The sequence below is a fragment of the Hyphomicrobium sp. genome (assembly GCF_047600905.1).
In the GTDB taxonomy this organism is placed as follows: Bacteria; Pseudomonadota; Alphaproteobacteria; order Rhizobiales; family Hyphomicrobiaceae; genus Hyphomicrobium_B.
On record NZ_JASGKD010000001.1, the window covers coordinates 3180247 to 3192833 of the forward strand.

Annotated in this window: 15 protein-coding genes and 1 tRNA gene; 14 read left to right on the forward strand and 2 right to left on the reverse strand. The window is 60.0% G+C overall.

Annotated features, from left to right (window positions below; genetic code table 11):
• Window positions 1–61: 61 nt before the first annotated feature.
• Window positions 62–334 carry a hypothetical protein gene (locus QM780_RS15315; protein WP_415071309.1) on the forward strand — a complete coding sequence of 91 codons (273 nt, stop codon included), beginning with the start codon at window positions 62–64 and terminating at the stop codon, window positions 332–334.
• 42 nt (window positions 335–376) lie between these two features.
• The gene (locus tag QM780_RS15320; RefSeq protein WP_415071310.1) at window positions 377–775 is read left to right on the forward strand and encodes a F0F1 ATP synthase subunit epsilon; all 399 of its coding nucleotides are present in this window, start codon (window positions 377–379) and stop codon (window positions 773–775) included.
• 29 nt (window positions 776–804) lie between these two features.
• On the opposite strand, the gene QM780_RS15325 is transcribed toward QM780_RS15320, so the two are convergent.
• A complete protein-coding gene (locus tag QM780_RS15325) occupies window positions 805–1101 on the reverse strand; it encodes a hypothetical protein (protein ID WP_415071311.1) in 297 nt (98 codons plus the stop codon).
• A 261-nt stretch (window positions 1102–1362) separates the two neighbouring features.
• Here QM780_RS15325 and cyoA point away from each other — a divergent pair, with 261 nt between their 5' ends.
• The 8 genes from cyoA to QM780_RS15365 all read left to right on the forward strand — a co-directional run bounded on the left by cyoA (window position 1363) and on the right by QM780_RS15365 (window position 8787).
• Window positions 1363–2511 carry a ubiquinol oxidase subunit II gene (gene cyoA, locus QM780_RS15330; protein WP_415071312.1) on the forward strand — a complete coding sequence of 383 codons (1149 nt, stop codon included), beginning with the start codon at window positions 1363–1365 and terminating at the stop codon, window positions 2509–2511.
• 18 nt (window positions 2512–2529) lie between these two features.
• On the forward strand, window positions 2530–4536 hold the full coding sequence (gene cyoB / locus QM780_RS15335; protein WP_415071313.1) for a cytochrome o ubiquinol oxidase subunit I: 2007 nt from the start codon (window positions 2530–2532) through the stop codon (window positions 4534–4536).
• Window positions 4537–4548: 12 nt separating this feature from the next.
• A complete protein-coding gene (gene cyoC, locus QM780_RS15340; protein ID WP_415072059.1) occupies window positions 4549–5190 on the forward strand; it encodes a cytochrome o ubiquinol oxidase subunit III in 642 nt (213 codons plus the stop codon).
• On the forward strand, window positions 5187–5591 hold the full coding sequence (gene cyoD / locus QM780_RS15345; protein WP_415071314.1) for a cytochrome o ubiquinol oxidase subunit IV: 405 nt from the start codon (window positions 5187–5189) through the stop codon (window positions 5589–5591). Before cyoC ends, cyoD begins: the two co-directional genes overlap by 4 nt.
• A complete protein-coding gene (locus QM780_RS15350) occupies window positions 5588–6424 on the forward strand; it encodes an SURF1 family protein (RefSeq protein WP_415071315.1) in 837 nt (278 codons plus the stop codon). Before cyoD ends, QM780_RS15350 begins: the two co-directional genes overlap by 4 nt.
• Window positions 6425–6534: 110 nt before the next feature.
• Entirely contained in the window at window positions 6535–7770 is a 1236-nt protein-coding gene (locus QM780_RS15355; protein WP_415072060.1) for an ATP-binding protein, read from the forward strand.
• Window position 7771: 1 nt separating this feature from the next.
• Window positions 7772–8308, forward strand: coding sequence for a response regulator transcription factor (locus tag QM780_RS15360; protein WP_415071316.1), 537 nt, complete (start codon window positions 7772–7774; stop codon window positions 8306–8308).
• A gap of 59 nt (window positions 8309–8367) precedes the next feature.
• Window positions 8368–8787: a hypothetical protein gene (locus QM780_RS15365; RefSeq protein WP_415071317.1), complete on the forward strand. Its 420-nt coding sequence runs from the start codon at window positions 8368–8370 to the stop codon at window positions 8785–8787.
• Window positions 8788–9093: 306 nt separating this feature from the next.
• Here QM780_RS15365 and QM780_RS15370 read toward each other — a convergent pair.
• Window positions 9094–9170 (reverse strand) — tRNA-His (locus QM780_RS15370).
• Between the two features lie 422 nt (window positions 9171–9592).
• Between QM780_RS15370 and QM780_RS15375 the strand changes: the two genes are divergently transcribed.
• The 4 genes from QM780_RS15375 (at window position 9593) to QM780_RS15390 (ending at window position 12582) form a co-directional block, all read left to right on the forward strand.
• A complete protein-coding gene (locus tag QM780_RS15375) occupies window positions 9593–9763 on the forward strand; it encodes a hypothetical protein (protein WP_415071318.1) in 171 nt (56 codons plus the stop codon).
• A 437-nt stretch (window positions 9764–10200) separates the two neighbouring features.
• Complete coding sequence (locus QM780_RS15380; protein ID WP_415071319.1) at window positions 10201–10395, forward strand: hypothetical protein; 195 nt, start codon at window positions 10201–10203, stop codon at window positions 10393–10395.
• A gap of 205 nt (window positions 10396–10600) precedes the next feature.
• Entirely contained in the window at window positions 10601–11758 is a 1158-nt protein-coding gene (locus QM780_RS15385) for a sensor histidine kinase (RefSeq protein WP_415071320.1), read from the forward strand.
• Window positions 11759–12057: 299 nt separating this feature from the next.
• On the forward strand, window positions 12058–12582 hold the full coding sequence (locus QM780_RS15390; protein ID WP_415071321.1) for a hypothetical protein: 525 nt from the start codon (window positions 12058–12060) through the stop codon (window positions 12580–12582).
• Window positions 12583–12587 lie beyond the last annotated feature (5 nt).

Here is a 12587-nt window from a genome sequence, read left to right on the forward strand (position 1 = left end):
AAGAGGCTACGCGCTTCGAGCGGAAGGTCCGTCCGAAGGCGCCGCCAGGAGAAATGAGTTCATGGCGGAAGCCGGAAAGACGTTTGGAAGCTGCTGCGAGGAGCTAAAAGAGGCTCTCGAAGGCGGGGACTTCGAACCCTTGATCACGGTGGGTCCCGACGAGGTCATCTATATGACCGTCGGGCTCGTCGATCTCGAGGAAGACGAGCCCGGGCTCGTCGATCATCCGCTTTTCTTCTGCCCGTTCTGCGGCACCAAGCTGCAGACGCCGGAAGAAGTGAGGGCCAAGGCCGGCGCCGAAGATGACGGCGAAGAAGAACCGCGCCCAGCATAATAAAAAAATCAGGTCGAATGCCTTCGGAGGATCGGAAGCGTCATGGCAGGCACATTCAGATTTGAACTCGTCTCCCCCGAGCGGGTGCTGATGTCGGTCGATGCCGATCAGGTCGTGGTGCCCGGCAGCGAGGGCGACTTCGCGGTTCTGGCCGGCCACGCACCGGTGATTTCGACGCTGCGTCCGGGTGTGATCGATGTGACCGCGGGCGGCGTTCGCAAGCGGCTGTTCGTCAAATCGGGGTTCGTGGAAGTCGACCCGTCGCGTCTGACGATCCTGGCTGAGAAGGCTTACGACGTCGATGAGCTGTCGGGGGCGACGATTTCGGACGAGCTGAAATCGGCGGAAGCGGAGCTCGCCGCGGCGAAGGACGATTCGGCGAAGCGGATGGCCGATACCCTCGTCGGGGAATTGAAGCGGCTGTCGGGACGGGCGGCGTAAGCCGTTCCACCGGGTGCCTAAGCCCGCTGTCATGGCTCGCCTGCAGCATCGGGCTTGCGGTCGACCCGGAACGATCCGACATAGCGGCCGGTGTTGCGGCCCATGCCGTTGGGAAGCGGGCCGGCGTTGGTTTGAATTTCCTCGCCCTCTTCCAGGACGGCGGTTTCCAGAGCGACCGAGCGTTTGGTGAAGGATTTCCACGCGACAGTGATCGTGTGCAGGCCGTCGCCGTCAATCCAGGCGAAGACATCGTACTTTCCCGGAGCCTGGGGAACGCGCATCGCCGCCCTGAGCATGGATTGGGCGGTCTGTTGATCCAACTTCATGACGATGCCTTAAAGCCCGGGCGCGTCCGGCCGACACGCCTTCCGAACGTCGAATAAAGTGGCAAATTCCGCTCAAATCAGGTCTAGCTTTGGGACGGCTTCGACGTCGGCTGCCTGACAATAAAAGCTATACTTGAAGTGATATGTTGCCGAGAGGCATCCTGCGGCCAACTGGCGTTGGGCAAATTGTCCAATTTAGCTTCATCCCGCGCACGTTTAGCGGAGATCAGAGGAAGCTCTGGCGATAGGATGCGACCTGCCTTGAAACGTTTTCGGATATTTGCGCTGCTGCCGATGCTTGCGCTGCTCGGCGGCTGCAACGCTGTCGTACTCAATCCCTCAGGCGACATCGCCATCCAGCAGCGGGATCTCGTCGTCATCTCGACCGTCCTGATGCTGTTGATCATCCTGCCGGTGATGGCGCTGACGGCTTGGTTCGCCTGGCACTACCGCGAAAACAACAAGAGCGCGCAGTACGATCCGAATTGGTCGCATTCGACCCACCTCGAACTCATCATCTGGTCGGCTCCGCTCCTGATCATCATTTGCCTTGGCGCCGTCACGTGGATGGCAACGCATCTTCTCGATCCTTTCCGGCCGCTCAGCCGGACGGGCCCCGACAAGGAGATCGCGCAGGGCGTCAAACCGCTCAAAGTCCAGGTAGTTGCGCTCGATTGGAAGTGGCTGTTCATTTATCCGGAGCAAGGGATTGCGACCGTGAACGAAATGGCGGCGCCTGTCGGGCGGCCGCTGAGCTTCGATATCTCGTCTTCCTCGGTGATGAACGCGTTCTACGTTCCAGCGCTCGCCGGCATGATCTATGCGATGCCGGGGATGCAGACGCAGCTGCATGCCGTCATCAACAAGCCCGGCACCTTCAAGGGCTTTTCGTCGAACTACAGCGGCTCAGGTTTCTCGACGATGCGCTTCGATTTCCTCGCCGTTGACGACGCCGGGTTCGACAAGTGGGTGTCGGACGTCAAGGCTTCGAACGGCGGCAATCTCGGGCGGACAGAGTATCTCGAACTCGAACGTCCGAGCGAGAGCGTGCCCGTAAAGAAGTTTCCGACCGTCGAGCCGCAGCTTTTCAATCTGATCGTCAACATGTGCGTGCAGCCGGGCAAGATGTGCATGCACGAAATGGCGGCGATCGACGCAAAGGGCGGCCTGGGGCTTGCCGGCAACGACATCGTGCAGTCGATCGAATACGACAAGTATACGCGCCGCGGCGATGAGCCTGTCACCAAGAAGTCGTACGTCGCGAGCGTATGCACGAAAGCTGCGCCGATGGGCATGGATGCTCAAGCCGCCACCGAGGTGACGCCTGTCAGCACGATGCCGCTTGTCGGGGCGGGGCTGCCGCTGCCCGGCATGTTCCAATCGTCGACGCGAAAGCCGTCAAATTCCTGACCGGGACAAATTCCAGAGATGTTCGAAAACTTTGATCTCCAGAAAGCGATCTTCGGGCGGCTGACGCTCGAGGCCATTCCCTATCATGAGCCGATTTTGGTGATGACGTTCGTCGGCGTTGCCATCGGCGGCGCGGCGGTTCTGGGCGCCATCACCTACTTCAAGCTTTGGGGCTATCTCTGGCACGAGTGGTTCACCAGCGTCGATCACAAGCGGATCGGCGTCATGTACATCATTCTCGGCTTGGTGATGCTGCTTCGCGGTTTTGCCGATGCCATCATGATGCGGGCGCAGCAGGCCATCGCCTTCAACGGCAACGAAGGCTATCTACCGGCGCACCACTTCGACCAGATCTTCACGGCGCACGGCGTCATCATGATCTTCTTCGTGGCGATGCCGCTCGTCACCGGCCTGATGAACTACGTCGTGCCGCTGCAGATCGGCGCGCGCGACGTTGCCTTCCCATTCCTCAACAACTTCAGCTTCTGGATGACGGTTTCGGGCGCGATTCTGGTGATGGCATCGCTGTTCGTCGGAGAGTTCGCGCGGACCGGCTGGCTCGCTTACCCGCCGCTTTCGAACTATGCGTACAGTCCAGATGTCGGGGTCGACTATTATATATGGGCGCTGCAGATCGCAGGCGTCGGAACGCTTCTATCGGGCGTCAACCTGATCGCGACGATCGTGAAGTTGCGCTGTCCGGGCATGACGATGATGAAGATGCCGGTCTTTACCTGGACCGCGTTGTGCACCAACGTTCTGATCGTTGCCGCCTTCCCCGTTCTCACGGGCGTGCTGGCGCTGCTGTCGCTCGATCGCTACGTCGGCACCAATTTCTTCACGAACGACTTCGGCGGCAACCCGATGATGTACGTGAACCTGATCTGGATCTGGGGCCATCCGGAAGTCTACATTCTCGTGCTGCCGGTCTTCGGAGTTTTCTCCGAGGTGACCGCGACGTTCTCGGGCAAGCGCCTGTTCGGCTACACGTCGATGGTCTACGCCACGGTCTGTATTACCATTCTGTCGTACCTTGTCTGGCTGCACCACTTCTTCACGATGGGCTCGGGCGCCAGCGTCAACTCGTTCTTCGGCATCACGACGATGATCATCTCGATCCCGACGGGTGCGAAGCTTTTCAACTGGTTGTTCACGATGTATCGCGGCCGGATTCGTTTCGAATTGCCGATGATGTGGACCGTCGCCTTCATGCTGACGTTCGTGATCGGCGGCATGACCGGCGTGTTGCTCGCGGTTCCCCCGGCAGACTTCGTGCTTCACAACAGCCTGTTTCTGATCGCGCACTTTCATAACGTGATCATCGGTGGTGTGGTGTTCGGATGCTTTGCGGGCATCGCGTACTGGTTCCCGAAGGTCACGGGTTTCAAGCTCGATCCGTTCTGGGGCAAGATGTCGTTCTGGTTCTGGGTCTCGGGCTTCTACCTCGCGTTCATGCCGCTTTACGTTCTCGGCCTGATGGGCGTAACCCGCCGCCTGCGCGTGTTCGACGATCCGTCGCTGCAAATCTATTTCGTCGTTGCGGCGTTCGGCGCGTTCCTGATCGCGTTGGGCATCGGCTCGTTCCTGATCCAGATTGCCGTCAGCATCAAGAACCGCGAAAAGCTGCGCGATCTCACCGGCGATCCCTGGAACGGGCGGACGCTCGAATGGTCGACGTCGTCGCCGCCGCCGGTCTACAACTTCGCCTTTACGCCGATCGTCTATGATCACGATGCGTGGTGGGACATGAAGGAGCACGGCTATAAGCGGCCGATGGGAGGCTTCAAGCCCATCCATATGCCAAAGAACACCGGAGCCGGCGTCATTCTCGCGGGTCTGAGCTTCATCACCGGGTTCGCGTTGATCTGGTACATCTGGTGGCTGGCTGCACTTGGCTTCGTTGCCCTGCTGGCGACTGCGATCGGGCATACGTTCAATTACAACCGGAGCTTCAACATTCCGACACAGCAGATCGTTGAAACCGAGCGCGAGCGCACGCAGCTCCTTCAATCGGCGGGGGCTTAAGCGATGGCGACAATGACGGCGAGCGCGTCGGCTTCCAAGGCCGGTGAGGCAAAGGAAGCGCGGGCATTCTACGTGGCCGATGAGCACGAGCACGGGGACGGTGGCAGCACCCAACTCGGATTCTGGCTCTACCTGATGAACGACTGTCTCATCTTCGCCGTCCTGTTCGCGACTTACGGCGTGCTGGGCGGCAGCTATGCGGCCGGTCCGTCGCCGAAGGATCTGTTCGATCTGCCGCTTGTCGCGCTCAATACGACGATGCTGCTTCTGTCGTCGATCACGTACGGCTTCGCCGTGCTTGAAATGCAGAAGAACCGCACCAATCCGATGCTGTTGTGGCTGCTTGTCACGATGATATTCGGCGGTGCGTTCCTGTTCATCGAGCTTTCCGAATTCGCGCATATGATCCACGAGGGCGCGACACCACAGCGGAGCGCGTTCCTGTCGTCGTTCTTCACGCTGGTCGGCACGCACGGTCTGCACGTGACGTTCGGCATCATCTGGATGATCACGCTGATCGTGCAGGTGTGGAAGCTCGGGCTGACGGAGGCGAACAAGCGCAGGCTTCTTTGTCTCAGCATGTTCTGGCACTTCCTCGACGTCGTCTGGATCGGCGTTTTTACCTTCGTTTATCTCATGGGAGTGCTGCGATGAGCACGGACACCCACAGCCATCATGGGCACGGCCATATCGCGCCGACGCCGGGGCACGACGATCATGGTCACGGCGGGCATCCGGAATCGACGCTTAAGGGCTATATGACGGGCTTCGTCCTGTCGGTGATCCTGACGGCGATCCCGTTCTGGCTGGTGATGACGGGCAAGCTCGGCAGCAACGAAGCGACGACGGTCGTCATCCTGGCGCTTGCCGCAATCCAGATCGTCGTCCACATGATCTACTTCCTGCATATGACGCCGAGCGCCGAGAGCGGTTGGTCGCTAATGGCGCTGATCTTCACCATCGTCATGGTGGTGATCACGCTGTCGGGTTCGCTGTGGGTCATGTATCACCTCACCACCAACATGATGCCCATGGATCCGAGCAAACTGCCGTGACATCTCCCGCGGACGGACGCGGGGAAAAGGCAGTTCGGATTTCGGATCAGGGAAAGCCGGAGAACGGGGCAGCACGCGCGCCCCGTTCGTTTTTTTTTGTAGCGGTGGTCAGCCTTTTTGCGCTCGCAGGGATCGCGGTCTTGCTGTGGCTCGGCGTCTGGCAGATTGAGCGGCGGGCGTGGAAGCTCGATCTCATTGCGCGTGTCGATGCCCGCATCCATGCGGCCGCCGTTCCGGCACCGGGGCCTCAGGACTGGCCTACCGTCAATGCCAAGGACGATGAATACCGGCGCGTCCAGGTTTCGGGGCATTTTCTCAACGATCGGAAGACGCTCGTCTTAGCGGTGACCGATGAGGGCTCGGGCTATTGGGTTCTGACGCCACTCAAGACGACGAGCGGTTTCGAGGTGCTGGTCAATCGCGGTTTCGTACCGACGGACAGAAAAGACCGAGAGACACGACCTGCGGGAGAGCCTGCCGGAGAGGTCACGGTCACAGGCCTGCTGCGCATGACCGAGCCCAAAGGCGCTTTCCTGCGCCGCAACGACATTTCGGCGGACCGCTGGTTCTCGCGCGATGTCGATGCGATCGCGATCAAGCGTGGGCTCGACAACTATGCGCCGTATTTCATCGATGCGGACGCGACGGCTAACCCTGGCGGCTATCCGGTCGGCGGCCTGACAGTCATCAACTTTCCGAACAATCATTTGGTCTATGCGCTAACCTGGTTCGGCTTGGCGCTGCTGCTTTCGGGTGGCCTTCTGCGCTTCCTGATGGAAGAGATCCGTTTGAGGAAGAGGGTGCCAGGCAAGCGGCCCGCATCAACGGATTGAAACTGCCCCGCATGTCGAATTCAGGATCGTCCGAATCTGCGCCATCGCGTGATGACGGCGACCGTCGCGAGGCGGCATCGGTGCGCGGTGATACCGCCGGCGTAAAGAATATGCTGCTGCTGATCCAGCTGCGCTGGATCGCCGTTGCCGGCCAAGCCTTGACGATCGCGTTCGTCGCCGGCGTGCTGCGGATCGATTTACCGCTGCTGCCGATGGTAGCCATTACGGCGGCGCTCATTCTTCTCAATGTCGCGAGCTTGCTCTGGCTGCGTGGCGGCCGTGACGTCGGCGATGATGGTTTGCTCGTCTCACTGCTGCTCGATGTTGCCGCGCTGACGGGCCAACTTTATCTCAGCGGCGGCGCGACCAATCCGTTCGTGTTTCTTTATTTGCTGCAAGTGACGCTCGCCGCGGTGCTACTCGATACGCGGCGGACGTGGGCGGTGATGGTGGTGACGAGCGCCAGCTTCGCTCTGCTGACAACTTTCTATCGGCCGTTCGAACTTCCGCCGGGAAGCAAAGATCTCTTTGAGCTTCACATCGCCGGGATGCTGGTGTGTTTCGCAGTCGATGCGGCATTGCTTTTCGTATTCGTAACTCGGATCACGCGAAACCTGCGCGAGCGCGACGCGCGGCTCGCGGCCTTGAAGCAGCATGCGGCGGAAGAAGATCATATCGTGCGGATGGGACTGTTGGCGTCGGGCGCCGCGCATGAACTGGGCACGCCGCTAGCCTCCCTTTCGGTCATTCTCGGCGATTGGCATCGCATGCCCAGCATCACGTCCAATGCGGAGCTGCTGCAGGAAGTCGAGGAGATGCAGGCGGCGGTCAAACGCTGCAAGACGATCCTAACGGGCGTTTTGCTGTCGGCAGGCGAAGCACGCGGCGAAGCGCCCCGTGTCACGACGGTTTCGACGTTCTTGGAAGATTTGATTGCCGAATGGCGCGCAGCGCGGGCGCCTTCGGCTTTCGACTACGTCAACGCTTTCGGTCCCGATCTATCGATCGTTTCGGATTCGACTTTAAAGCAGATCATCTTCAACGTTCTCGATAACGCCTATGACTCGTCGCCAGACTGGGTCGGCGTGCGCGTTGCGAGGGAGGGAGACAGCCTCGTTCTGCGGATCCTGGACCGCGGCCCGGGCTTCACGCCGCAAATGCTGGCGCAATTCGGAAAGCCCTATCAATCGAGCAAAGGCAAGCCCGGCGGTGGGCTGGGGTTATTCCTGGTCGTGAATGTGATACGCAAGCTCGGTGGCATCGTCTCGGCGGCCAATCGGCCGGAGGGCGGCGCGGTGGTGATGCTGAAGCTGCCGCTTGCCGCCCTAGCACTTGGAGCCCGTTAGCATGGAGGCCACGAACCGGAGGTTGGTGATCGTCGAAGACGACAGCGCCTTCGCCGCAACTCTCATCCGTTCGTTCGAGCGCAGGGGATATCAGGTCGATCATACCGAGGGGCCGGATGAGCTTCGCAATATCCTGAAAGTGCGCACACCGGGATTTGCCGTGGTTGATCTGAAACTCGCCGGTGCGTCGGGACTGACTTGCGTCGAAGCGCTTCACGCGCACGATGCGGACACTGTGATCGTGGTGCTGACGGGCTTTGCAAGCATTGCGACTGCGGTCGAGGCAATCAAGCTCGGGGCGCGCCACTATCTGGTCAAGCCGTCGAGTTCGGATGATATCGAGGACGCATTCGGCCGGGCGGCGGGCGATGCCGGAGTAGCGCTGACGGAGAGGCCGACTTCGATCAAGACTGTCGAATGGGAACACATCCATCAGACGCTGGTCGAGACGAACTTCAATATTTCCGAAGCGGCACGGCGGCTTGGGATGCATCGGCGGACGCTGGCGCGGAAACTTGAGAAGCGGCGCGTCAAGTAGGCTGTTTCGCTTAAACCCTTCTGCTAGATTAGCTCTGTGAGCTGAGGGGTTTTCGCATCATGCGTCGTAGTCAATTCACTATTCGTCCGTCGAAGGCCTTTGTCCGCGTATTCAGTTTTGCGCTTTTGGCCATCATCGGCTTTGCCGAGGCCAAAGAAGCGCACAGGGCGCCGCCCTGCGATGTCGATTGCGTAAGCCGCGATGCCGGATACGCCTGGGGCAAGGAACTCGGCATCAACGATCCGTCGGAGTGCGGAGGAAATTCGAAGGATTTCATCGAAGGCTGTCAGGCTTACGCGACCAAGCACGAAGACCAGATGGCCGTGCCGGATGACGAACAAGCGGTCGAGGATGACGAACAGGTCAAGGTCGACGGACTGACCGTCGACGATAATGTCAACGTCCTTACAGGGCCGAGTGCCGATCCGGATTCAAATCTGCCGTTGCCGAGCGAAGCTCCGCCGCCGGGCCAGGATTGAGGGCGGCAGCGGCTTATAAAGCGGCAAATCTAATTATGCGGGACCTGGGGTCCGGAAGCGGGTGCCGTGGGCGCTGGTGTCGCGGGTGTGGGCCTATCCGGAAAGGGCCAACCGGGCCAATAGAGCTTGGCCAGGATCACAAGCGCAAAAATGTAGATCGCGAGCAGGAAGGCGCGGCGCGAATTCAGGTCATGCTTGCGCTTGGGGACGGGCGAATTCGAGGAATTGTCGGAGGCCATGCCGGTCAAGCCTTCAGAGGAACGCGCTTCAACCAGGGGTGGCGCCGATTTGATCGTGCATTCAAGGTGGTACCGCCTCCCAGAGTTGAACCGGGGACCTCTAGATCCACAATCTAGCGCTCTAACCAACTGAGCTAAGGCGGCATACGTTGCTCGGCACAGTTGTAGCCGAAGCTACGGGCCGGATTTTTGGCCGTTTCACCTGTGCCACCCCAAATAGCAACGAGATGCCGAACGGCGCTCTGTCGCCCAAATTGGGGGAGCACTGCTATCACCACAGGTATCACCACGGGTCAAGTCCGAAGGCAGCGACCGTTAGGAGCATTTCGCGAGAAGATCCTGAAGTTTCCAAGCCGAAGCTCACGAGACCGGGCAATCCGGACTGCCCGAATGCCGCAGACGCCAGAACCAGCACGTGCGGCCATGAACTCGTCGTTTCGGGGTGCCAATCGTAAGCTGGCCGGCCGATCCAGACCGGGGATAGATCGGAACCTCACCTGTTGTGCAGGGAACGAATCGGTCAGCTTAGGGATTATTTTGCTGGAGACGCGAGAGGCTTGAACGGCATGGACAAAGGGCAGCAAGCGCGCGTCGATCTCAGACCGGTCCCCGAGGCCGACAAGGCGAGGTCTCCGGGCGCGAAAGGTAGCGCAAACCGCCAATCATCCGAACGACTTGCGGATCCGCTTTATCTCGTCATTTCGGCGGACAAGGTTCGGGTGGTCGAGAAGCCTTGAGGGCTTTCCATTCCATCCGTGATGAGTTCTTCACGTGCTGCATCCATGATATGGACGTTCGTCGCTCGGCCTGAGGGGAGATCCGACGATGTGGGAAGATATCAAAGTCGTCCTCGCGATCGGCGCGCCGCTGGTTCTTGGCGTTTATCTCATCGGCCTTCTGCGCAGCGACGTCCAGCGCAAGAAGCGGAAAGCAAAATAGCAGCGCGCGGCAGATCAAACCGGCGAGTTGTGTTTGCGGTGCTGAAGCCAAACCCCCAGTTATCTTAGGCGGTTAGGTGATTGACTTTGCCGTCGGCACGTTGCGTGCGCAAGCCGTGCCGAGCGCGGGAGACGCCACATCCGACCAAATAGGGCATGGAACTCCGGACGGTGAACGGAGTATACAGGCGGGGTGGGGACCGATAGATATCGTTTTCGGGGGAAAACGGAAAATCATGACCCTTTGTCATTACAGCTCGGAAGAGCTTGATGAGCTGCAGCATTTGCTCGACAGCATCATCGCCGAAGCGCATCAGAGATCGCTCAATATCTCGGATGAAGACATTATCGAGAAACTGTTCGATTTGGCCGATCAGGGCGAGCGGGATCCCGGGCGACTTCGCGAAGCCATTCTGAACAAGGCCGCCTAGCGGCGTTGGCAACGCGCTGGGATGCACTTTGGCGGAGCCCAATTTTTCGGCGCTTGCATCTCCACGGCGATATACGTGAAGCCACCTCAGCATTTATGGGGATGGCGGTGGAAAATCTCAGGGCGCCCGTTCTTGGCGACGCGCAAATCGCTTACGCTACCGCGAAGTGATGCGAATAAGCCTTTGGAACGTGTGACCATTCACGATGGCGGTCGCTGCTAAACCTGCAATGCTGACCGACGGTGCCGAGGCTTCAACGCCAGATTCCGCGCGCGACACGCAAGCCCTCGTTGCCGTCGATCCCGAAACCGCTGAAATCCTGTCCGCTAACGCCGAAGGCAGTGCGGCGCTTGGTCTTTTTTCCTATGCGACGTTCCCGATCGCGCTCGATCCGGCGATGCCGGCTGTCGCAAGGCTACGTCAGATCGCTAGCACGGGCAGCGTTGGGAAAGGCGATGTCGAAACCCTGCTGTTCTGGAGGAGCGGGCAGCTCAAACGCGTCAAATGCAAGATCACGCAGGGAAAAGGGCGAGACCGGAAAGTCCTGATCCTTCATATCGAGACGGTGGAAGCACCGGATGAAGCCTTGCGGCGCCGCGAGCACGGGCCTTCCAGTCCTCCAAACAAGGACAAGGCGGCTGGTGTTTCATCGCCTGTATCCAACACACTCGATCCCGATGTCATCGCGAAGCTCGCGCATGAGCTCAAGACGCCGCTGACGGCCATCGCGGTTGCCGCTGAAATCATGCGCGACGAACGGCTCGGCGAGATGAAGAACGCGCGCTATCTGAGCTACGCAGCGGATATTCACGAGAGCGCCACGCATGCGCTTGACGTGATCGCGGCGCTGCTTTCGGAACGGGCGAAAACGGCTGCGCCGGCGTCGCGGCTGATCGCGATCGACCTCAATGCCATTGCCGAGCGCACGGTTTCGAGCGTAAAGGCGCTTGCGGAATCCTGCGGGCTCAATCTGTCGTTCGACGCTGGTGGCCGCAAGCCGTACGTCATCGCCAATCCGACTGCGCTGCGTCAGATCCTGCTCAATCTGTTGACCAATGCGATCAAGTTCACGCCGGCTGGCGGCGATGTTTGCATCGCGACGGGGCTTATGGACGATGGACGGGTATTTCTGACTGTTCGCGATACGGGGCGGGGGATCACGGAGCCGGGCGCAACAAGCGGTGCGGGTGCTCAGTCGGCGGCCGAGCTGCAACTGGCTTGGGCGCGCGGACACGGCATCGGATTGCCGCTGGTCGAAGCATTGGTGCGCGACATGGGGGCGGACATCGCATTCGACAGCGCGCCGCAAAAGGGTACGACGGCAACGATCCTTTTTGGCGATTTCACGCAGCGCTTCAAATGACGCTGCGACACGCTTCGATGGCTCTCTTAGCTACTTGAAAATTATAAAAATTCTAATGTGAGGCGCGCAGCTTACTAAGTGTTGACCGCATCGCTTTCGTCGCGTTACGTCAGGCTATGATGTCACCACGACGTCACGCGCCGGTTGACTGGCGCCAACCCGATACCGGGGCCTTGAACCTCGAATATTGGAGCAGACGATGACCCGATCCATTCGCGCTGTCGACAGCGCTTCTTCCGCGCTTATCTCATCCGATAATGGTGCCGCGCGCACGTGCTTCTCTGAGGAGGGCTTGTGCAATGGCTAGCTCGTCGACGAACACGGCTCCCGGACAATCGGCGCGTTCGGCCAAAATCGTGCCGCTGCCCGCACGCGCACCGGAACGGCTGGTCGCCGTCGGTTTCCGTTGCTGGCTCGCAGGACTTTCGACCGGCGACATCAAATGCTGGGAAGACGCATGGAACACGTTTTCCGGAATGCTCGGGCCCGAGAACGCCAAGACGCTTCTGCTCGACCTTTCCAAGTTTGTGCGCGCGGTCAAAGCCAACGCGCAGCGCGATATCGAAATCTCGCCCGCCGGTTGCCGCAGCTTCTGCCGCGACGAATGTCTGGCCATTTCGATCATTGCGGCGTGCCAGCACGATGAGCGGCAAGCGCTCGCTGCTTCGGCGGCGGCGCTGATCGGTTCGGACGACATCGGAGATACGCTCAACGGCGCGCAGGCGCTCGCTGCGGCGTTGCGCAAGACCAACCAGATGCTTTGCCCGGAGTCGGTCTGTCCGGCGACGTGCGCACTTCGCGCCTCGCGGCGCAAGTTGATGTAGGCGGC

Coding starts and splice junctions, on each gene's coding strand:
- cyoD (WP_415071314.1), top strand. CDS start 5,187: ATGAGCACGGACACCCACAGCCATCATGGGCACGGCCATATCGCGCCG.
- QM780_RS15385 (WP_415071320.1), top strand. CDS start 10,601: ATGGCGGTCGCTGCTAAACCTGCAATGCTGACCGACGGTGCCGAGGCT.
- cyoB (WP_415071313.1), top strand. CDS start 2,530: ATGTTCGAAAACTTTGATCTCCAGAAAGCGATCTTCGGGCGGCTGACG.
- QM780_RS15315 (WP_415071309.1), top strand. CDS start 62: ATGGCGGAAGCCGGAAAGACGTTTGGAAGCTGCTGCGAGGAGCTAAAA.
- QM780_RS15365 (WP_415071317.1), top strand. CDS start 8,368: ATGCGTCGTAGTCAATTCACTATTCGTCCGTCGAAGGCCTTTGTCCGC.
- QM780_RS15380 (WP_415071319.1), top strand. CDS start 10,201: ATGACCCTTTGTCATTACAGCTCGGAAGAGCTTGATGAGCTGCAGCAT.
- QM780_RS15360 (WP_415071316.1), top strand. CDS start 7,772: ATGGAGGCCACGAACCGGAGGTTGGTGATCGTCGAAGACGACAGCGCC.
- QM780_RS15390 (WP_415071321.1), top strand. CDS start 12,058: ATGGCTAGCTCGTCGACGAACACGGCTCCCGGACAATCGGCGCGTTCG.
- QM780_RS15355 (WP_415072060.1), top strand. CDS start 6,535: ATGCTGCTGCTGATCCAGCTGCGCTGGATCGCCGTTGCCGGCCAAGCC.
- QM780_RS15325 (WP_415071311.1), bottom strand. CDS start 1,101: ATGAAGTTGGATCAACAGACCGCCCAATCCATGCTCAGGGCGGCGATG.
- QM780_RS15320 (WP_415071310.1), top strand. CDS start 377: ATGGCAGGCACATTCAGATTTGAACTCGTCTCCCCCGAGCGGGTGCTG.
- QM780_RS15375 (WP_415071318.1), top strand. CDS start 9,593: ATGGACAAAGGGCAGCAAGCGCGCGTCGATCTCAGACCGGTCCCCGAG.
- cyoC (WP_415072059.1), top strand. CDS start 4,549: ATGACGGCGAGCGCGTCGGCTTCCAAGGCCGGTGAGGCAAAGGAAGCG.